Here is a 20,329-nt window from a genome sequence, read left to right as displayed (position 1 = left end):
ACACGCTTACCGCACCGGCCGAGCACGCGGAGTGATCACGGCGTGAACTGTTACGTCCGCGTGATGCCCCGTTACGCGAGCTTGTCGCCCAGCGCCTTCGGCAGGCTCTTGGCGTGGACCACGCCGAGGCGCTGGGTGGCTCGGGTCAGGGCCACGTAGAGGTCGCTGGTGCCGTACTCCGCCGGTTCGACGACGAGCACCGAGTCGAACTCCAGGCCCTTGCACTGACGGGGGTCGAGGAGGACGACCGTGTGCGTCAGGTCGGGCTCGGCGTCGGCCGTGACGCCGTCCAGCACGGCGGCGATACGGCGGTGCAGCGCGCGCGGGGCGATGACCGCGAGCCGGCCCTCGGCGGGGGTCAGCTCGGCCACGGCCTCGGCGACCGCGCCGGGCAGGTCGTCCCCCGCGTCCCGCACCCAGGGCCGTACGCCGGTGGAGCGCACGGAGCTGGGCGGCTCGAAGTCCGGCTGCTCGGCCCGTACGACGGCCGCCGCGACGTCCATGATCTCGGCGGGGGTGCGGTAGTTGACGCCGAGGCGGGTGTGTTCCCAGCGGTCCTCGAGGTACGGCTGGAGGATGTCCCTCCAGGAGCCGACACCGGCCGCCTCCGACGTCTGCGCCGGGTCGCCGACGAGGGTCATGGAGCGGGTCGGGCTGCGCCGCATCAGCAGCCGCCACGCCATCGGGGACAGCTCCTGCGCCTCGTCGACGATGATGTGCCCGAACGCCCAGGTGCGGTCGGCGGCGGCGCGCTCGGCGGCGCTGCGGTGGTCTGCCTCCTCGTGCCGCTCGGCGAACCGCTCGGCGTCGATGATGTCGTGCGCGGACAGGACCTCCGAGTCCTCGTCGTCCCTGTCCTCGAACTCGTAGGTCCGGGAGGCGTACGACACGTCCAGGACGCCCTGCGCGTAGGCGACCTGGGTCTCCCGCTCGCGGTCGGCGCGGGCCCGCGCCGTGCGGTCGTCCTCGCCGAGGAGTTCGGCGGCCTCGTCGAGCAGCGGCACGTCGGACACCGTCCACGCGCGCGTGACCGGACGGCGGATGGCGGCCGCGTCCTCGTCGGACACGTACCCCTCGGGCTCGGCGAGGAAGTCCGCGACGAGCCGCTGCGGGCCGAGCACCGGCCACAACTGGTCGATGGCGGACCAGACCTCGGGGTTCTCGGCGATCTCGTCGCGGATCTGGGTGATGTCGCCGGCGTCGAGCAGACTGCTGCCGTCGTAGGGGTCGGTGCCGACGCGTTCGGCGTACAGCTCGGTGAGGGTGTTGAGGATGTGGCCCTCGAAGTGTTCACGCGCCTCGTTGTGCGGCAGCTTGGCGGCGCGGGTGCGCTCGCGGGCGACGTTCACCAGGTCGTCGTCGAGCATGAGGACCTCCCGGTCGTGCTCGATGGCGATGACCGGGTCGGGCAGCGTCTGCCGGTCGCGTACGACGGCCGCGAGCACGTCGGCCATGTCGGCGCGCCCCTTCACGGCGGCCGCCTCGGGGGTGTCCGCGGCGGTCGCCCGGACGCCCGGGTACAGCTCGCCGACCGTCGCGAGCAGGACGCCGGTCTCGCCGAGGGCGGGCAGCACCTCGCCGATGTAGCCGAGGAAGGCGGGGTTGGGGCCGACGATGAGGACGACGCGCCGGGCGAGCAGGTCCCGGTGCTCGTACAGCAGGTACGCGGCCCGGTGCAGCGCGACCGCCGTCTTGCCGGTGCCGGGCCCGCCCTCGACGACCAGCACCCCGCCGTGGGGCGCGCGGATGATGCGGTCCTGCTCGGCCTGGATGGTCTGCACGATGTCGCTCATCCGGCCGGTGCGGGCGGAGTTGAGCGCGGCGAGGAGGACGGCGTCGCCGGTGGGGTCCTCGTGGCCGGTCCGCTGCTCGTCGCCGAGGTCGAGGATCTCGTCGTGCAGGGCGGTGACGGTCCGGCCCTCGGTGGTGATGTGCCGGCGGCGGCGCAGGCCCATCGGGGTGTGGCCGGTGGCCAGGTAGAAGGGGCGGGCGACATCGGCCCGCCAGTCGATGAGGACCGGGGTGCGCTCGGCGTCGTCGCGACGCAGCCCGATGCGGCCGATGTGGTGCGCGGACCCGGAGGCGAGGTCGATTCGGCCGAAGCAGAGGGAGCCGTCGACCGCGTTCAGCGCGGCCAGCAGCCCGGAGCGCTCGGCGACCAGGATGTCCCGCTCCAGCCGGGCCTGCATGGGCTTGTCGCCCTGGCCGAGCGCGTCGGCGACGGACGTCTCGGTCTCGCCGCGCAGGGCGTCCACGCGGGCGTACAGGCCGTCGATGAATTCCTGCTCGGCGCGAATTTCATCGTCTTGAAAATCGCCGTTTGACAATTCCACTCCCGGGCCGATATACTCTGCTCAGTAATCTTCTTCAACACTCGACGTGATTGAAGTCGCGAATCAGCGAATATACGTGAAGAAAACCCCCGGGCGCAATTGCCCGGGGGTTTTTCTGGTGCGACGGGTTGTTTACAGCACGTCGGCCAGCTCCTCCAGCAGTCTCCGCTTGGCCCTGGCCCCCACCATCGACCGCACCGGCTCACCGGCCCGGAAGACCATGAAGGTCGGCATGGAGAGCACCTTGTAGGCGTTGGTGGTCGCCGGGTTGTGGTCCACGTTCAGTTGCACCACCTTCAGCCGCTCCCCCTCCTCCATGGCGATGGCCTTCAGCACCGGCGCCATCTGCCGGCACGGCGGACACCAGTCGGCGGTGAACTCCACCAGCACCGGCAGCTCCGCCCCGATCACCTCGGCCTCGAAGTCCGCATCGGTCACCTCGGTCACCATGTCGCCTGCCCTCCCAGCTCGCACCCGGGTTCCGGACCCCCCGGAACCAGCGACTCGGCGGCCAGCGCGTCCCGCGCCCGCTCGGCCCGGGCGAGCTGCTCGGACACCTTCTCCCGCACCGCCCCCAGCTCCCCGATGAGCGTGTCCAGCTCGGCCAGCTTCCTCCGGTAGACCGCGAGGGACGCCGGACAGGTGTCGCCCTCCGGGTGCCCGGCCCGCAGGCACTCCACGAAGGGCCGGGTCTCCTCCAGCTCGAACCCGAAGTCCCGCAGCGTCCGGATCTGCTCCAGCAGCCGCAGGTCCCGCTCGTCGTAGGAGCGGTGACCCAGCTCGTCGCGGCGCGCGGGCAGCAGGCCCCGCGACTCGTAGTACCGCAGCGCTCGTGTGGTGGTCCCGGCCCGCGCGGCCAGTTCGCCGATTCGCATACCCACGACCGTAGGGCCTGACGCCGACGTCAAGGCAACAGCGGTTTCCGCTCCAGCGGAGAGGTCAGCACGATCGACGTCGTGGTGCGCCCGAGTACGGAGACCTCGTCCAGGATCTCCTCCAGGTGGACGGTGTCCGTGACGGCCACCTTCAGGATCCAGCAGTCCTCGCCGACCACATGGTGCACCTCGATGATCTCGGGGCGCTCCATCAGCTCCAGGGTCCTCGGATGCTTGAGGTTGTAGCCGCCGTGCGGGCTGACCCGGATGAACGCCTGGATGCCGTAGCCGAGCCGGGCGGGCACCACATGGGCGCCGTAGCCGCTGATCACCCCCGCCGCCTCCAGCCGGCGCACCCGCTCGGTGACCGCGGCGGGGCTGAGCCGCACCCGGCGCCCCAGCTCACTGAGCTTGATCCGCCCGTCGGTCTGGAGCAGCTGGAGGATCTGCCGGTCCAGTGCGTCGAAGGCCACCGATGTTCCGTTGGCGACGGGGCGCAGATGCCGTGGTTCTTTCGGTGCGGCGGCGCCATCTCCCATGTCTCCCCCTTCAGGACGTGCTGACAGGCCAGGAGAATTATGGTCATGCACAGGGCACGAGAAGTACTGGTCATCGGCGGCAGCCGCTACTTCGGCAGACGGCTGACCGCACGGCTGCTGGCGGCGGGCGACCACGTCACGGTCCTCAACCGCGGGTCGGCACCGCCCCCGCCGGGCGCCCGCCACCTCGTCGCCGACCGCGACGACGAGAACTCCCTCACCGCGGCGCTGGGCGCACGCACCTTCGACGTCGTCGTCGACCAGGTCTGCTACACCCCCCGCCAGGCGGACCTCGCCCGCCGCGTGTTCACCGGACGCACCCGCCGCTATGTGATGACCTCGACCGTGGAGGTCTACGAGAACGAGGACTCGATCACACGACTCGTCCCCGAGACGGCCGTCGACCCGTCGACCGTCCCCGTCGATCTCGGACTGCCCTGGGAGGACGAGGAGTTCCTCACGGCGCACTACGGTGAGGGCAAGCGTCAGGCGGAGGCGGTGTTCACGGCCGGCGCCGACTTCCCGTACGTCGCGGTCCGCGTCGCCCATGTGCTGGGCGGCGCCGACGACTTCACCGGCCGGCTACGGCACTACGCGGACCGTATTCGCGCGGGTGAGCCGGTCGCCGTGCCCGTCGGCAACCGCCCGGCGACCTACATCCACGTCGAGGAGATCGCCGCCTTTCTCTTCTGGGCGGTGGGCGAGGAGTTCACCGGCCCGGTCAACGCGGCCTCCCATGGCCTGCTGGACACGGGCGAGTTGTGCGCGGCGGTGGCGGCGCACCTCGGCACGGGCCTGCCGGACCTGCGGGAGACCGAGGCCGGCGAGGTGTCGCCGTTCTCCTTCCGCCGCGCGTACGGCATGGACAACTCCCGCGCGACAGCGCTCGGCTTCACCTTCGACGACGTACGGCGCTGGCTCCCGGACGCCGTCGCCGAGACCCTCGGAAAGGACGACTGACATGCGGTACCGCACACTCGGCGGGCTGCGGGTGAGTGCCATCGGGCTCGGCGCGATGCCGCTGTCGATCGAGGGCCGCCCCGACGACGCCCGTGCGCTGGCCACCGTGCACGCGGCGCTGGACGCGGGCGTCACGCTGCTGGACACGGCCGACTCCTACACCCTGCCGAACGCCGAACCCGGCCACAACGAACGGCTCGTGGCCCGAGCGCTCGCCACCTACGGCGGTGACACCTCGGGCGTCCTGGTCGCGACCAAGGGCGGCCGGGGCCGCACCCCCGACGGCGACTGGACGGTGAACGGCGGCCCCCGCCACCTGAAGCGGGCCGCCGAGGCGTCCCTCAAGCGGCTCGGCGTGGAGTCGATCGGCCTCTACCAACTCCACAAGCCGGACCCCTCGGTCCCCTTCGAGGAGTCGGTGGGCGCCCTGCGTGACCTGCTCGACGCGGGCAGGATCCGCCTGGCCGGCCTCTCCAACACGGACGCCGACCAGATCCGCCGGGCCCGAGCGATCCTCGGCGACCAGCTGGTCTCCGTCCAGAACCGCTACTCACCCGCGGTGCAGGACAGCGCCCCCGAGCTGCGCCTGTGCGCCGAACTGGGCCTGGCCTTCCTGCCCTGGAGCCCCCTCGGCGGCATCTCCCGCAGCTCACTGGACGGCCCGTCACGGACGGAGGACGAGGACCGTTTCGCCGCGTTCCACGAGGTGGCGAGGGAGCGCGGGGTGACCCCACAACAGGTGTGCCTGGCCTGGCTCCTGGCGAAGTCCCCGGCCATCCTCCCGATCCCGGGGGCGAGCCGCCCGGAGACGATCAGGAACTCGGCGGGGGCGGCGGACCTGGAGCTGACCGAGGAGGAACTGATCCGACTGACGTCCACCATCCCGGCCTGAGGGGCGCGGGGCTGTGCCGCTATGCGGCTCCGGCCCCGTGGGCGCGCAACAGATGAGCCAGTCACCGCACTGGCCAGATCGGCCCGTTCGCGGTCGATGTCCTGTCGCCGGGCTCGCCGAGGTCGGTTTCGACGACGTCACGCCGGCCCAGGCCCGCGTCCTGCGGCGCGTCGGACCCGAGGGCACCCGCCTCAGGTGGAGAAGGCGGGCTATGTGACACGCGTGCCGGGCCCCACGGACGAGCGGGCCGTCTGGTGTGTCTGGCCGAGAGGGCGCTCGCGGCCACGGAACCCGCCGACGCGACGGTCGCCGAGGTGGAGCGGGCGTGGGCGGCCCACCTCGGCGCACGCCGCATGGAGCAGCTCAGGGAGGCCCTGACCCCACCGACCGGTGGGTGTGATCTCCCGCCCCGGTCAGCTCACGCCGCTGAGCTGCGGCTCCCGCTCCTCCTCGGGCTCGGCCGCCTCTACCGTCTCGGCGCTCTTGCCCTTCCGCGGCAGCAGCACCGCGACCAGCAGTGTGCCCGCGCCGAGGATCACCGCGCCCACCAGGCTCGTATGGGCGACCGCGTCGGCGAAGGACGAGCCGACCGCGTCGGCCATCTGACGGGCACCCTGGGCGAGCTGCTCGGCCTGTGCCTTCAGCGTGGCCGCCTGCTGCGGGTCCGTCGCCTGGGCGGCCTGGGCGGCGAGTTCCTTGGCCTTGTCGCCCACGCCCTGTGCCACGGCGTATCCGGCGCCCACCGAGTCCTGGGCGGTGGCCAGGGTGCCGGCGGGCAGGTCGGCGCCCTTGGCCGCGTCCGCGAGGTGGTCGGAGTACGACGTGCCGAGCAGCGAGCCGAGGATCGCGATGCCGAGCGAGCCGCCCAGCTCCAGGGAGGTGTCGTTCACGGCGCCGCCGACGCCCAGCTCCGACTCGGGGAAGGCGCCCATGATCGCGTCGGTGCAGGGCGAGAGGGCCAGCCCGATCGCCAGGCCGAGGACGACGAGGGGCGGGACGAAATCGCCGTACGACGATCCCGCGTCGACCTGGGTGAGCAGGGCGAGGGCCGCCGTGCCGAGGGCCATGCCCGTGCCGACCGTCCACTTCATGCCGACCCTCGGGGTGAGGACGCCGGTCACCGCCGAGCCGACGAAGACCGCGCCGGCCAGCGGCAGCATGCGCAGGCCGGTGTCGAGGGCGTCGTAGCCGAGGACGAACTGGAGGTGCTGGGTGAGGTAGTAGAAGGCGCCGAAGACGGCCAGGAAGAACAGGGCGACGGCGAGGTTGGAGCCGGCGAAGCCGCGGTCGGCGAAACGGCGTACGTCCAGGACGGGGCGCGGGTGGCGCAGCTCCCAGACGACGAAGGCGAGCAGGCCGGCGCCCGCGACGACCGCCGCCGCGATCGCCTTCGGGCCCCAGCCGAAGTGCGGGCCCTCGATGATCATGTAGACGAGCGCGGCGATCCACACCACCGACAGCAGGCCGCCGACGTAGTCGATGCGGTCGTGGTGGCCGGCCCTGGACGGCGGGACGAGGACGAAGGTGCCGATGATCGCGAGGGCGGCGACCGGCACGTTGATCAGGAAGGTGGCGGACCAGCCGTGGTCCTCCAGCAGCGCGCCGGCGACCAGCGGACCGGCCGCGATGGCGAGCCCGGCGGTCGCGGTCCACAGCACGATGGCCTTGGCGCGCTCGGCGCGCGGGAAGGTCGCGGCGAGGAGGGAGAGGGTGGCGGGCATGATGAGCGCCGCGCCGACACCCATCACGGCGCGGGCGGCTATGACCTGGCCGGAGCTGTCGGCGAGGTAGCCGGAGACCGCGCCGCCGCCGAAGACCACGAGCCCGAGCACGAGCGCGCCGCGTCGGCTGTACTTGTCGCCGATGGCGCCGAGCAGCAGCATCAGCGCCGCGTACGGGACGGTGTAGCCGTCGATGACCCACTGGAGGTCGGCGCTGGACAGGCCCAGGTCCTGGGTCATGTCGGGTGCGGCGACGGTGAGGGCGGTGTTCGCCATCACGATGATCAGCAGGCTCAGACAGAGCACCAGAAGGGCCCACCAGCGGCGGCGGTAGGGGCCCTCCATCCGTTCGACCGGTTCCTTCAGAACGAGTGGCATGGCAGGGGTTGCCTTCCTCGGGTCGCAGAGCAGTCGTAGAGCAGTCGTGGAGCAGTCGTAGAGGCATGCGTTTGCACATGGGTGTGCAATTGCTCAACACTGTGCAATGTACGACCCATGCACAACGGTGTGCAACTTGGAAGGTGTGCAGAATGGCTGCCATGACCACGGGCCCCACCAGCCGCGCCGACGCCAACCGGCGCCGCATCCTCGACGTCGCCCTCGCCGAGCTGCTGCGCGACCCCGACGCCTCCATGGACCAGATCGCGCGCGCCGCCGGCGTCGTACGGCGCACGGTGTACGGGCATTTCCCGAGCCGTGAGGCGCTGATCGGCACCCTGGTCGACGAGGCGGTGGCGGTGCTGGCCACCGCGCACGCGGCCGGCCGCGAGGGCGTCGACGACCCGGCGGAGGCGGTGGCCCGCTCGGTACTGTCGGTCTGGGAGATCGCCGACCGCTACCGGCTGCTGGTCGCCCTGGCCCAGCGGACGGTCACCGTGCAGGGCATCCGCGAGCGGCTGACCCCGGTCCGCGAGAACAGCGTCCGGCTGCTGCAGCGCGGTCTGGACGAGGGCGTCTTCGCCTCACCGCTGCCGGCGCCGGCCCTCGCGTACGTCCATGAGCAGATCGTCTTCGCGCTGATGGAAGCCGTGAACGACGAGCTCCTCGACACGCGTGAGGCGGGCCGCTCGGCCGCGGTCACGGTACTGACCGCGGCGGGCGTACCCGCCTCGAAGGCCACCGACCTGGTGGCGAGGATGAGTGGCTGAGAACGCTGAGAAAAAGCGACCGGGCGGCTGAGCAACGGGGGGAGTCTCAGCCGCCCGGAGTATCGGGGCGTTCTCTGTGGGGTTGTGGTCCCGGATGCCCGGCCCCGGTTCAGGCGGGGCCGGACATCCGGCGTCCGGTGGGGCCGTTACGCCTTGGCGAGTTCCTTCTCGGCCTCGGCCACGGGGTCGGCCTCGGTGACCGCCGCGCTCTCGTCGAGCAGCGTCTTCTCGTCGAAGGGAAGCTCACCCGCGAGGACCTGCCGCACGCGGCCCTTGTCGATCTCCTTGGTCCAGGTGCCGACCAGCACGGTCGCCACCGCGTTGCCCGCGAAGTTGGTCAGCGCACGCGCCTCGCTCATGAAGCGGTCGATGCCGACGATCAGGCCGATGCCGTCCACCAGGGCCGGCTTGTGCGACTGCAGACCACCGGCCAGCGTGGCCAGACCCGCGCCGGTGACACCGGCGGCGCCCTTGGAGGCGACCAGCAGGAAGAGCAGCAGCGAGATCTGCTCCCCGACCCCCATCGGCGTACCCATGGCGTCGGCGATGAACAGGGACGCCATGGTCATGTAGATCATGGTGCCGTCGAGGTTGAAGGAGTAGCCGGTCGGGACGGTGATGCCGACGACGGGCTTGCTGACACCCAGGTGCTCCATCTTCGCGATGAGGCGCGGCAGCGCGGACTCGGAGGAGGAGGTGGACAGGATCAGCAGGAACTCACGGCCGAGGTACTTGAACAGCGTGAAGATGTTCAGCCCGGCGATGATCCGCAGCAGCGCGCCGAGGACGACGAAGATGAAGAGGACACAGGTGGCGTAGAAGCCGAGCATCAGCACGGCGAGGCTCTTCAGGGCGTCCAGGCCGGCGGAGCCGGTGACGGCGGCGATGGCACCGAAGGCACCGATCGGGGCGACCCACATCACCATCGCGAGGATGCGGAAGACGAGCCGCTGGATGTGCTCGATGCCGCGCAGGATCGGCTGGCCGGCGTTGCCCATGGCCTGCAGCGCGAAGCCGGCGAGGAGCGCGACGAACAGGGTCTGCAGGACCTCGCCCTCGGTGAAGGCGGAGACGACCGTCTTCGGGATGATGCCGAGCAGGAACTCGGTGGTGTCCTTGGCCTCCGCGTCGACCTGCGCCTGACCGGTCTCCTTGACCGCGTCGGTGACCGCGAGGCTGGAGCCCGGCTCCAGGATGTTGCCGACGACCAGGCCGATGCCGAGGGCGACGAAGGACATGGTCAGGAAGTAGCCGAGGGCGATACCGCCGACGGCGCCGACCTTGGCGGCCTTCCGTACGGAACCGATGCCCAGCACGATGGTGCAGAAGATGATCGGCGAGATCATCATCTTGATCAGGCTCACGAAGCCCGTGCCGAGCGGCTTGAGCTCCTTGCCGAGGTCGGGCGCGGCCAGGCCCACGGCGATACCGGCGGCGACCGCGATGATCACCGCGATGTAGAGGTAGTGGGTGCGGTCCCGCTTGGCGGCGGGTGCGGCAGGTGCCGTATCGGGGGTGCTGCTGGCGGCCACGGCTGCCCTCCTTGACGTCTTCGTCGGCATCACCGGCGTGCGGCTCACGTCCGGGGTGTCTCCGCGGGCGGCGCTGCGGGCCGGTCCGGGGAGGGGGAATGCTGGGACTATCTCCCGGCCTGTGAGGGCGGTCACCCTTCCGTTCATTTAGTTCACGCTTGACGCGGGATGCACACTGACGGCATGCGCCTCCCTGTTCCCCGACCCCGCAGCCTGGCCGGCCAGCTGTTCGCGATGCAGGCCGTCCTGATAGCGGTCGTCGTCGCGGGATACGCGCTGTTCACGTACGTCGGCGACCGGCGGCAGGCCGAGGAGGCGGCGGGCCGGCAGGCGACGGCGGTGGCCCGTACGGTGGCGGACTCGCCGTCGGTCCGGGCGGCGATCGGCACCGACGACCCGTCACGCGAGCTCCAGCCGTACGCGCTGCACGTGATGCGCGACACCGACGTCGACTTCGTGACGATCATGAACCCGCAGGGCATCCGCTGGACCCACCCCGACCCCGAGCAGATCGGCAAGCACTTCCTCGGCAACACCGGGCGGGCCCTGAAGGGCGAGACCTTCACCGAGACCTACACCGGCACGCTCGGCGCGTCGGTCCGCGCGGTCGCCCCCGTCGAGGACGACGACAAGCGGATCATCGGCCTGGTCAGCGCGGGCATCCGGGTGGAGGCGATCAGCGAGCGCGTACAGGACCAGGTCTACGCGCTGTTCGGATGGGCGGCCGGCGCGCTGGTCCTGGGCGCCGTGGGGACCTACGTCATCAACGCCCGGCTACGACGGCACACGCACGGCATGAACGCGGCCGAGCTGAGCCGGATGCACGACTACCACCAGGCTGCGCTGCACGCGGTGCGTGAGGGGCTGCTGATGCTGGACGGGCAGTTCCGGGTGGCGCTGATCAACGACGGCGGGCGGGAGCTGCTGGGGCTGGGCGCCGACGCGGTCGGCACCTCGGTGGCGGAACTGGGGCTGCCGGCACCGCTGACGGGGGCGCTGCTGGCGTCGGAGCCCAGGGTGGACGAGGTGCATCTGACGGCGGACCGGGTGCTGGTGGTGAACACCTCCCCGGTGTCGGGCGGGGAGCGCCGGGGCACGGTGGTGACCCTGCGCGACGTGACGGAACTCCAGTCCCTGATGGGCGAGCTGAACTCGGAGCGGGGTTTCACCCAGGCGCTGCGCTCGCAGGCGCACGAGGCGGCGAACCGGCTCCACACGGTCGTCTCGCTGATCGAGCTGGGGCGGGCCGAGGAGGCCGTCGACTTCGCGACCGCCGAGCTGGAGCTGGCGCAGGCGCTCACCGACCAGGTGGTGGCGGCGGTGAGCGAGCCGGTGCTGGCGGCTCTGCTGCTGGGCAAGACGGCCCAGGCGAACGAGCGGGGCGTGGAGCTGGTGGTGTCCGACGACAGCCGGCTCGACGACGGGGTCCTCCCCGAGGGCCTGCCGGCCCGTGACCTGGTGACCATCCTCGGCAACCTGATCGACAACGCGGTGGACGCGGCGCAGGGCAGCGTGGGGGCGCGGGTGACGGTGACGGCGTACGCGGGCCAGGAGGAGCTGGTCCTGCGCGTCTCGGACACCGGCGAGGGCGTCGACCCCGCCCACGCCGACCTCGTCTTCCAGCGCGGCTTCTCGACCAAGCCGGCCGGGCCGGGGGGCCGGGGTCTCGGTCTGGCGCTGGTACGGCAGGCTGTGCAGCGCCACGAGGGGACGCTGTCGGTGACCCAGGCCGACGGAGGTGGGGCGGAGTTCGCGGTGCGGCTGCCCTTGCGGGCGGGCGCGGCGGCGGCGTCTTCGGCTTCGGCGCCGGTGAGTGGAGGCAGCGCGTGAAGAGTGATCAGCCGATCCGGGTGCTGGTCGTCGAGGACGACCCGGTGGCCGCGGACGCGCATGTGATGTACGTCGGGCGGGTGCCGGGGTTCGTCGCGGTCGGGAAGGCGCACACGGGCGCGGAGGCGCGGCGCCTCCTCGACCGGACGCCGGTCGATCTGCTCCTGCTGGACCTGCATCTGCCGGACGGGCACGGCCTGCAGCTGGCGCGGTCGCTGCGGGCGGCGGGGTATCACGCGGACGTCATCGCGGTGACGTCCGCCCGGGATCTGGCGGTGGTGCGCGAGGGCGTCTCGCTGGGTGTCGTGCAGTACGTTCTGAAACCCTTCACTTTCGCGACGCTGCGGGACCGGCTGGTGCGGTACGCGGAATTCCGGCGAGCCGTCGGGGAAGCGAGCGGCCAGGACGAGGTCGACCGTGCGCTGGCAGCCTTGCGCGCGCCGGGACCCGCGGCGCTTCCGAAGGGGCTGAGCGCACCCACGCTGGAGCGGGTCACCGGGGCTGTGCGGGAGACGGAGGAGGGGCTCACGGCGGCGGGGGTCGCCGAGGCGGTGGGGATCTCCCGGATCACGGCTCGGCGGTATCTGGAGCACCTGGTGGAGGCGGGGAGGGCCGAGCGGAAGCCGGTTTATGGGCAGGTGGGGAGGCCGGAGCTGGTCTATCGGTGGGTGCGGGGGGTGGAGCGGGGGCGGTAGTCGCACGTTCTCGGGCCTGGGAGTTGCCGAGTCCCACGGCCCAGGCACGGGCATGGGCGGCCCTGTCACCGGCGTTGGCACGGGTGAAGGCGTCAGCGGCCCGGAGCACATAGGCGATGGCTTCGGCACGACGGCCGGCCAGTACGTGTGCGGTGACCAGGGACAGGAAGTCCTCTCCCGCCCTGTACCAGTCCTCGACCTCCAGCCAGATCCCCACGGCTTTGGTGTGCGCCTCGATCGCCTCGTCGCCCTTGTGCATGTCCGTCAGGACGTGACCGAGATGACGCCAGACCTGGGCCACGCCGGGACGATCGCCGACAGCCTGGAAAAGATCACGCGCCTGAGTCAGGGCGGGCACCGACTTCTCCACCCGGCCGGCCTTCCACAGGGTGACACCGAGGCCGGCCCACGCGAGGGCCTCGCCAGAGCGGTTCCCAGCAGTCTGGAACCGGTCGTGGGCTTGGACGTGCGCCTCGATCGACTCGTTCAGTCGGCCCGCCGCCCCCAGGGCGACAGCAAGACCCAGCCCGGTCCATGCCAGTGCCTCACTGCCGTGGTTCCCGGTGGTCTGGCAGAGGGCGTGGGCGCGAGTGTGCGCGTCGAACGCCTCCTCCACTCGGCCCGCCTTCTGCAGGGCAATGCCGAGACCGGTCCACACGATGGCCTCACGGCTGTGGTCACCGACGGCCTGGCACAAGTCGCGAGCGCGAGTGTGTGCCTCGATCGCCTCTCCCAGTCGCCCCACCTTCTGCAGGGCGCTGCCGAGTTTGTCCCACGCCCTGGCCTCGCGACGACGGTCGCCCACGCGGTGGGCGGCCTCCTGCGCGACGCGGGAGACGGCGATCCAGTCATCGAAGAACCGCCGCCAATCGAGATACACCCCCAGGGACTCCACCAACCGCCCAGCTGTGTCCGCGAACCGCTCCTCCCGCACCCACTGCGCCGCCGCCACAAGGCCGGCCCGTTCACCGTCCAGCCAGGCCAACGCCTGTCCCTGGTCGGCGAACCGCCCCGGCTCCAACGTACGCGAGAGCCACCGCAACCGGGCATCGGCCTCACGCGCCCACCGGTCGTAGAACTCCAGCACCCGCTTCCGCGCAGCCATCCCCTCCTCCCGCAACTCCGCGTCCGCAGCCACCACCGCCAGCCCGAAGGCCCGTACCAGGTCGTGCAACCGCCACCACCCTCGCGTGCCCGCCTGCTCGACGAGGTGAGCCCGGGCCAAGGCTCTCAATTCCCGCGACGGAGCAGCCTCGGCACCGACCAGCGCGGCCACGACTTCGTCGCTCACCTCAGGCCCGGGCGCGTGAGCGAGCAGTCGTAAGAGCCGGGCCTGCTCGGCAGGCAGCCGACGGTAGGAGAGGTCAAAGGCGGCACGGACGCTGCGGTCGCCGTCGTCGAGGTAGTCAAGGCGGTCGCGTGACGCCGCCAGTTCGCCGGCGAGTTCCGCGACGGGCTTGTGAGGGTCCTCGGCCAGCAGCGCCGCCGCGATCTGGAGCGCCAGCGGCAAGTGGCCACAAAGTACGGAGAGTTGTGTGACAGCTTCGGGAGCGCCGGAGATCCGTCGATCAGCGGGGTGGGCGATCCTCAAGGCACAGTCCAGGAGTTCATACGCTCCCTTCGCCGTGAGCTGGTCCAACGACATGAGCCGAGCCTGAAGTTGAGGCAGCTGTTCCCGGGACGTCACCAGAACCCGGTGACGGCTGTCTCCCGGCAACAATGGCCGCACCTGCTCAGGCGACGACGCATTGTCCGCCAGGATGAGCACCGCACCCCGCTCCTCCGCCCACCGAGCCAGCAACGACCGGTACAACGCAGCCCGCTCATCCGCCGTGGCCGGAATGTGCTCCGGCTCGACACCCAGCGCCCTCAACAACGACTGAAGCGCCTGGTCAGCAGAGACCGGCGCCTCGTCATACCCATGCAGATCCACGAACAGCACCCCGCCCGGAAACCACCCCCGCCCCCGGGCCTCATGAGCCGCGGCCACCGCCAGCGCCGTCTTCCCGATCCCCCCGAGCCCGGACACGGCAGCCACCAGCACGGCCTCCTCGGACGCCCCGCTCAACGCGTCCAGCAGCCGCGCCAACTCCTCATCGCGCCCGGTGAACCCGGCGGCCCTCGCCGGCAACGAGTCCAACGCCGTCGGCGCCGCCGCCTGTCTCCGGTACTCGATCTTGCCGATGACGGGACCGGCGTACTGCCCACCCGCGAAGTGCACATGATCGTCGTACGCCGGACTCATGCGGCACCGTCACCCCGTCCCCGCTCGCCCAGCGCATACCGCACCACGAACACCCCCAGCCCCATCACGGCCCCCGCCTCCACCACCGACACCGTCAACAACCCACCCGACACCTGCCCGCCACCCCAGTACACGGCCAGCGCACTCAACGGCACGACACAGAACGCCAGCAGATCCACCACACACTGCACGACCTTGCGCGACGCCCTGCGCGCGTCAGTCCGATGAAAGGTCTCCCAGCCGAACGCGTCGGCGGAACCCGCGAGTTGGGCGAGCCGAGGGCCCAACTCCCCCCGCACATATCGCCCGATCGCCGAGATCTTCTCGTCGTTGACCAGATAGGTCCACCCCAGCACCACGCACACCGGCGGCAGCCCGAGCAGCATCTCCGTCCGCTTCGCCTGTGCCGCCGCCGCGACGACGGCCGCGACGACCGTCAGTGTCACGTACAGCAGATTGTCCCGGAACCCGATCCGCGACTTCTGCTCGTCCTTGATGCTCTGGTACTCGGCCAGCAGCAACTGCCCCACCGTGACGTCCCGTTCGGCCACCGCGACCCCGCCCTTCCCCCCAGCGCTTGGCAGTACCTTAAGGGTGTGCCAGAGACAAAACCCACCGTTGTGGTCCTCACCGCACTCGCACTCGAATACGCCGCGGTGCGCACGCACCTCACCGACCGCGAGGAGAGAGTGCTCCCGGGCCGCAACCGCGTCGAGATCGGCCGCCTCCACCGCACCCCCTGGCAGGTGGCCCTGGCCGAGCTGGGCGAAGGGGCCCTCAACACGACCGCGTTGACCACCCAGATCCTCACCGCGCTCGACGCCGAGGCCGTGCTGTTCGTCGGTGTCGCGGGCAGCCTGAAGGAGGACATCGGGATCGGGGACGTCGTCCTCGGCACCAAGGTCTACGGCATCCACGGCGGCAAGTGGGCCGACGGCCGCTTCCTCTCCCGCCCCGAGTCCTGGCACGCGTCCGTCCCCCTGGTCCAGGCGGCCCGTTCCGCCGTACGGGACATGGACGACGTACGCCCCCACTTCAAGCCGATCGCCGCAGGGGACGTCGTCCTGGCCGACGCACGCGCCGAGATCGCCACCCACCTCCGCGAGCACTACAACGACGCCGCCGCGATCGAGATGGAGGGCTCGGGCGCGGCCCACGCGGCGCATGTGAACGGGCAGTTGGACGCGCTGGTGATCCGGGGCGTGAGTGACCGGGCCAACGGGGGCAAGAGCTCGGCAGACGCCGCAGGCTCCCAGGAACTGGCCGCAGCCCGGGCCGCCAAGGTCGCCATGGCCGTACTGCGCAAACACCGACCCCGCGACCGAGCCCCGTCCGGCACCGAGGAGGGCCCCCAACACACCGGCGATCACATCCACTTCGCCGGCGGCACCTTCCACGGACCGGTCATCGGGAAGATCGAGTACGGAAAGCCGTAACCACGGCCCCGTCCCCCGCGCCACCGCCACCCTCCCACCCCGTCCCCTCGGCTTCACCGGCCGCACCACCGACCTGAGCCGGGTCCTGCGCTGCCTGGCCCCGCCCACCCCCGGCGAGGACGACGCCCGCCCGGTCGTCATCTCCGCCGTCACCGGCATGGGCGGCATCGGCAAGACGGCCCTGGCGGTGGAGGCGGCGCACCGGGCCTGCGGGACGGACTGGTTCCCGGGCGGGACGCTCTTCGTCGACCTGCGCGGCTACGACGACAACCCGGTCACCGCCGACCAGGCGGTGCTCGCGCTGCTGGACGCGCTCGGCGTGCGCGGGGCGGATCTGCCGCCGACGCCGACGGGGCAGTACGACGCGTACGGGGCTCTCCTCGCCAAGGAGCGCGAGCGGATGCTGCTGATCCTGGACAACGCCTCGGACCCGTCCCAGTATCTGCCGCTGCTGCCCGGCACCGACCGCCACCGGGTGCTGATCACCTCCCGGGACCGCCCGGACAGCCTGCCCGTCCGCCGTATCGACCTGGACGCCCTCGATCCGGAGGAGTCCGTCGCGCTCGTCACCCGCGCCCTGCGCGACAGCGACGAACGTGACGACCGTCCGGCCCGCGAACCGACCGCCCTGCGCCGACTGGCCCGCCTCTGCGGCCACTTGCCCCTCGCCCTGCAGATCGCCGCGGCCATGCTCCGCCGGCGCCGCCACCGCGACCTCGCCTCGCTGGTCGCCGAGATCGAGCGGGCCGGGGACACGGCCGCCGTCCTCGACCGGGGCAGTCCGGGTGGTACGGATCTGTACGGGCGGTCGCTCGCGCTGCGCCCGGTGCTGGAGACGTCGTACCGCCGGCTCCCGCCCGACCAGGCCCGTCTGCTGCGGCTCCTCGCCGTCGCGCCCGGCGCGGAGACCAGCACGGAGGCGGTGGCCGCGCTGACCGGCCTGGACCTCGACGCGGCGCTGTGCGCGCTGGAGGAGCTGGCGGCCACGCATCTGGTGACGCCGGTCCGAGGCGTGCGCTGGCGCGTGCACGACCTGGTGCGCGCCTTCGGGGCGAGCGTCGTCACGGCGGACGCGGAGCTGCGGAAGGAGGGGGAGGCGGCACGCGAACGGGTGCTGGCGTTCTACCTCCGCTGGGCGACCGCCGCCGACGAGCGGCTGAACTGGGTGCCGGGGATGCCGGAGCCGGAGCGGTTCGCCGACTGGGCGCAGGCGCTGGAGTGGCTGGACGGGGAGCGGGCGTGCCTGGTGGCGGCGGCACAGTGGTCGGACGAGGAGCGGCACTCGGAGCTCGCGGTGGAGCTGACCGTGCGCATGGCCCGGTACCTGGACCACCGGCGCTACAACGACGACTGGGTCACCGTCGCCCGTACCGCCCGCGACTCCGCGCACCGCGCGGGGAACACCCTGGCCGAGGCCCATGCGTCGAACCGGCTCGGTCTCGCTCTGGGACGGCTCGGCAGGGCGGAGGAGGCGATCGCCGCGCATACGCACGCCCGCGACCTGTTCGAGACCGTGGGGGAACCTCTGGACCTGGCCCACGCATGGGAGGGAATCGGCATCGCCCTGCAAGATGCGGGCCGGCTGGAGGAGGCCCTGGACGCCGACCTCCGCGCGCTCCGTCTGCACCGCGCCGCCGGGAACCGGCGCGGCGAGGGCAACGCGTGGAACCATCGCGGCATCGCGCTGGACGAGGCCGGCCGGCTGCCGGAGGCCATCGAGGCGTTCACCCGCGCCATCTGTCTGTACGACGGCGTCGGCGACCTCAACCGCGCGGGCATGGCGTGGAACAACCTCGGCTCCGCCCAGGGGCGATCGGGGCGTCTGACGGAAGCCGCGCTCGCCTGCGCCACCGCGTTCGAACGCCACCAGGCGTTCGGCGCCTGGTACAACGCGGGGTGCGCCCTGTGGAATCTGGCCTGCGCCCACGAGCTGGCCGGCCGCGCCTCCGAGGCCCGGTCCACCTGGCTGCGTGCCGCCGAGTTCCTGACCCGCGGCGAGGCGCCCGACGAGGCAGCCCGGGCCCGCGCCCTCGCCGAGGCGCTGCCGGGCACGGAGTGAAGCCGTCCTCCCGGGCCTCCCGGGCCTTCCGGTCTCCTGTCCTACCCGCCGGTACCCGTACATTCCTACAATGCGTGATTGTGTCCGAACCGATCGTAGTCAGACCACCCCCACGCCCCTAGCTTGGTGCCCCGTGCGCCGACCCTCACCTCACACCCGTCAGCCAGGTCCCCCGTTCAACGCCCCCGCCGCCCGCCGGCTGCGTGCCGCGCTCGGGATGGGGCCCGAGCATGTCGCCCACGGGCTGCGGGTCTCGTACGGGCTCCCCTATGTCACCCCGGATCTCGTGATCGCCTGGGAGCGCGGGACGCTCACCCCGAGCAGTCCCGAGCTGACCGCGCTCGCGGGTGTGCTGTGGTGCTCCCCGGGGGAGCTGATCGGGCGGGCCCGGACCCTGCGTGAGCACCGTATCGCCCGTGGGCTGGCGCCGGAGGACGTCGCCCGTGCGGTGGGGTGTGAACTGTCCGCTTATCTGCGGATGGAGGAGACCGGGCAGTGGCGCGGCAGCGAACGGCAGGGCGCCGCGCTCGCCGACGTCCTGCGGTTGTCCCTGGCGGACTTCGTCACCGTGACCGGGCGACAGGAGCGGCTCACCGAGCTGCTGCACAGTGCCGTGACGACGCGCTGGCAGGCGTACGTCCGCCCGGTCGGGAAGATCGTGCCGCTGGACCGGCGGGTGCTGGAGGGCACCCTCCAGCACCTGCACCAGGACTACCAGGGCCATATGGCCGCCACCCTCAGCTGGGGCGGCGGCAGCGGGGACGCCGGCGAGGCGGGGCGTGCCTACCTCGCCGGGATCGTCGACACCTTCTGGGCCGCTGTGGAAGACGCGAGCGGCTAGAAGACCGACTCCGTCTCGTCCATCCGGTCCGTCGGCACCGTCTTCAGCTCGGTGACCGCCTCGGCCAGCGGCACCATCACGATGTCGGTGCCGCGCAGCGCGGTCATCCGGCCGAACTCGCCCCGGTGTGCGGCCTCCACCGCGTGCCAGCCGAAGCGGGTGGCGAGGACCCGGTCGTACGCCGTCGGCACGCCGCCGCGCTGGACATGGCCGAGGATGACCGGGCGGGCCTCCTTGCCGAGCCGCTTCTCCAGCTCGTACGCCAGTGCCGTACCGATGCCGCGGAAGCGCTCGTGGCCGAACTGGTCGATCTCGCCCTTGCCGTAGTCCATGGTGCCGTCGGCGGGGTGGGCGCCCTCGGCGACGCAGATGACGGCGAACTTCTTGCCGCGTGAGAAGCGTTCCTCGACCATCTTGACCAGGTCGGCGGGGTCGAAGGGGCGTTCGGGCAGGCAGATGCCGTGGGCGCCGGCGGCCATGCCGGACTCCAGGGCGATCCAGCCGGCGTGCCGGCCCATGACCTCGACGACCATCACCCGCTGGTGGGACTCGGCGGTGGTCTTGAGGCGGTCCATGGCCTCCGTGGCGACACCGACCGCGGTGTCGAAGCCGAAGGTGCGGTCGGTGGAGGAGATGTCGTTGTCGATGGTCTTCGGGACGCCGACGACCGGCAGGCCCGCGTCGCTCAGCATGCGGGCGGCGGTCAGCGTGCCCTCGCCGCCGATCGGGATGAGGGCGTCGATACCGAAGTCACGGGCGATGTCGGGGGCGTTGTCGCACGCCTCACGCAGCCGGTCGCGCTCCAGGCGGGAGGAGCCGAGGATGGTGCCGCCGCGGGCCAGGATGCCGCTGACGGACTCCAGGTCGAGGTTGCGGTAACGGGCGTCCAGCAGGCCCGCGTAGCCGTCCACGAAGCCGATCACCTCGTCGCCGTAGTGCGTGACCGCTCGGTGCACGACCGACCGGATCACTGCGTTCAGGCCGGGGCAGTCGCCGCCTGCGGTGAGAACTCCGATACGCATCGTGCTGTGTCTCCTGCTCGCTGTTGATTCGGTGAGCCATTGCCGATTGTTTCATGCCCCTCGGGCCGTTGCCGCTCCCGAGCGTCCGGCCTGACGGCCCCTCCTCGCGGGACCTTGGTCCCGGCTGAAGGGTCCGGACACCGACGGGCGCCTTATCCAGCCCGGAGGGTATTGTCAAGAGGGTTCTGCTCACCTTGGTGG

16 protein-coding genes and 1 pseudogene are annotated in these 20,329 nt (G+C 71.7%); 8 read left to right on the top strand and 9 right to left on the bottom strand.

Annotation, left to right across the window (positions count from 1 at the left end; genetic code table 11):
• Nucleotides 1-71: 71 nt before the first annotated feature.
• The 4 genes from ACH5AC_RS04165 to ACH5AC_RS04150 all read right to left on the bottom strand — a co-directional run bounded on the left by ACH5AC_RS04165 (nucleotide 72) and on the right by ACH5AC_RS04150 (nucleotide 3,747).
• Nucleotides 72-2,345, bottom strand: a complete 2,274-nt coding sequence (locus ACH5AC_RS04165) for a HelD family protein (RefSeq protein ID WP_398860080.1) — start codon at nucleotides 2,343-2,345, stop codon at nucleotides 72-74.
• Nucleotides 2,346-2,465: 120 nt separating this feature from the next.
• Nucleotides 2,466-2,780: a thioredoxin family protein gene (locus tag ACH5AC_RS04160; protein WP_398860079.1), complete on the bottom strand. Its 315-nt coding sequence runs from the start codon at nucleotides 2,778-2,780 to the stop codon at nucleotides 2,466-2,468.
• A complete protein-coding gene (locus ACH5AC_RS04155; protein ID WP_398860033.1) occupies nucleotides 2,777-3,208 on the bottom strand; it encodes a MerR family transcriptional regulator in 432 nt (143 codons plus the stop codon). Before ACH5AC_RS04155 ends, ACH5AC_RS04160 begins: the two co-directional genes overlap by 4 nt.
• 29 nt (nucleotides 3,209-3,237) lie before the next feature.
• Nucleotides 3,238-3,747 carry an Lrp/AsnC family transcriptional regulator gene (locus ACH5AC_RS04150; protein WP_398860032.1) on the bottom strand — a complete coding sequence of 170 codons (510 nt, stop codon included), beginning with the start codon at nucleotides 3,745-3,747 and terminating at the stop codon, nucleotides 3,238-3,240.
• A 45-nt stretch (nucleotides 3,748-3,792) separates the two neighbouring features.
• Here ACH5AC_RS04150 and ACH5AC_RS04145 point away from each other — a divergent pair, with 45 nt between their 5' ends.
• Both ACH5AC_RS04145 and ACH5AC_RS04140 read left to right on the top strand, forming a co-directional pair.
• Complete coding sequence (locus tag ACH5AC_RS04145; protein WP_398860031.1) at nucleotides 3,793-4,707, top strand: NAD-dependent epimerase/dehydratase family protein; 915 nt, start codon at nucleotides 3,793-3,795, stop codon at nucleotides 4,705-4,707.
• A gap of 1 nt (nucleotide 4,708) precedes the next feature.
• Nucleotides 4,709-5,599, top strand: coding sequence for an aldo/keto reductase (locus ACH5AC_RS04140; RefSeq protein WP_398860030.1), 891 nt, complete (start codon nucleotides 4,709-4,711; stop codon nucleotides 5,597-5,599).
• Nucleotides 5,600-6,012: 413 nt separating this feature from the next.
• Here the strand turns inward: ACH5AC_RS04140 and ACH5AC_RS04135 are convergent, their stop codons facing one another.
• Complete coding sequence (locus ACH5AC_RS04135; RefSeq protein WP_398860029.1) at nucleotides 6,013-7,698, bottom strand: MFS transporter; 1,686 nt, start codon at nucleotides 7,696-7,698, stop codon at nucleotides 6,013-6,015.
• 152 nt (nucleotides 7,699-7,850) lie between these two features.
• Between ACH5AC_RS04135 and ACH5AC_RS04130 the strand changes: the two genes are divergently transcribed.
• Nucleotides 7,851-8,468 carry a TetR/AcrR family transcriptional regulator gene (locus ACH5AC_RS04130; RefSeq protein ID WP_398860028.1) on the top strand — a complete coding sequence of 206 codons (618 nt, stop codon included), beginning with the start codon at nucleotides 7,851-7,853 and terminating at the stop codon, nucleotides 8,466-8,468.
• Between the two features lie 146 nt (nucleotides 8,469-8,614).
• Here ACH5AC_RS04130 and ACH5AC_RS04125 read toward each other — a convergent pair whose 3' ends face one another.
• Nucleotides 8,615-10,030, bottom strand: coding sequence for a cation:dicarboxylate symporter family transporter (locus ACH5AC_RS04125; protein ID WP_398860078.1), 1,416 nt, complete (start codon nucleotides 10,028-10,030; stop codon nucleotides 8,615-8,617).
• Nucleotides 10,031-10,183: 153 nt separating this feature from the next.
• Between ACH5AC_RS04125 and ACH5AC_RS04120 the strand changes: the two genes are divergently transcribed.
• Together ACH5AC_RS04120 and ACH5AC_RS04115 are read left to right on the top strand one after the other, a co-directional pair.
• Nucleotides 10,184-11,830 carry an ATP-binding protein gene (locus ACH5AC_RS04120; protein WP_398860027.1) on the top strand — a complete coding sequence of 549 codons (1,647 nt, stop codon included), beginning with the start codon at nucleotides 10,184-10,186 and terminating at the stop codon, nucleotides 11,828-11,830.
• Nucleotides 11,831-11,895: 65 nt separating this feature from the next.
• Nucleotides 11,896-12,525: a response regulator gene (locus tag ACH5AC_RS04115; protein ID WP_398860077.1), complete on the top strand. Its 630-nt coding sequence runs from the start codon at nucleotides 11,896-11,898 to the stop codon at nucleotides 12,523-12,525.
• A 220-nt stretch (nucleotides 12,526-12,745) separates the two neighbouring features.
• Here the strand turns inward: ACH5AC_RS04115 and ACH5AC_RS04110 are convergent.
• Nucleotides 12,746-14,770, bottom strand: a pseudogene (locus ACH5AC_RS04110) (tetratricopeptide repeat protein); the annotation flags it as partial.
• Entirely contained in the window at nucleotides 14,767-15,321 is a 555-nt protein-coding gene (locus ACH5AC_RS04105) for a hypothetical protein (protein WP_398860026.1), read from the bottom strand. The pseudogene ACH5AC_RS04110 and the gene ACH5AC_RS04105, both read right to left, overlap by 4 nt.
• Before the next feature lie 45 nt (nucleotides 15,322-15,366).
• Between ACH5AC_RS04105 and ACH5AC_RS04100 the strand changes: the two genes are divergently transcribed.
• From ACH5AC_RS04100 to ACH5AC_RS04090, 3 genes are all read left to right on the top strand, one after another.
• Nucleotides 15,367-16,206 (top strand): nucleosidase, encoded by an 840-nt coding sequence (locus tag ACH5AC_RS04100; protein ID WP_398860025.1) that lies wholly within the window; start codon nucleotides 15,367-15,369, stop codon nucleotides 16,204-16,206.
• Nucleotides 16,207-16,363: 157 nt separating this feature from the next.
• Complete coding sequence (locus ACH5AC_RS04095; RefSeq protein ID WP_398860024.1) at nucleotides 16,364-18,265, top strand: ATP-binding protein; 1,902 nt, start codon at nucleotides 16,364-16,366, stop codon at nucleotides 18,263-18,265.
• Between the two features lie 133 nt (nucleotides 18,266-18,398).
• Complete coding sequence (locus tag ACH5AC_RS04090; protein WP_398860023.1) at nucleotides 18,399-19,106, top strand: helix-turn-helix domain-containing protein; 708 nt, start codon at nucleotides 18,399-18,401, stop codon at nucleotides 19,104-19,106.
• Here the strand turns inward: ACH5AC_RS04090 and ACH5AC_RS04085 are convergent.
• Nucleotides 19,103-20,128 carry an ATP-dependent 6-phosphofructokinase gene (locus ACH5AC_RS04085; RefSeq protein ID WP_398860022.1) on the bottom strand — a complete coding sequence of 342 codons (1,026 nt, stop codon included), beginning with the start codon at nucleotides 20,126-20,128 and terminating at the stop codon, nucleotides 19,103-19,105. The two genes, ACH5AC_RS04090 and ACH5AC_RS04085, sit on opposite strands and share 4 nt — an antisense overlap.
• Between the last annotated feature and the right edge of the window lie 201 nt (nucleotides 20,129-20,329).

Origin of the sequence: Streptomyces sp. NPDC018693 (assembly GCF_044391385.1) — a bacterium.
Classification (GTDB): Bacteria; Actinomycetota; Actinomycetes; order Streptomycetales; family Streptomycetaceae; genus Streptomyces.
This window is presented reverse-complemented; position numbering and strand designations above follow the sequence as displayed.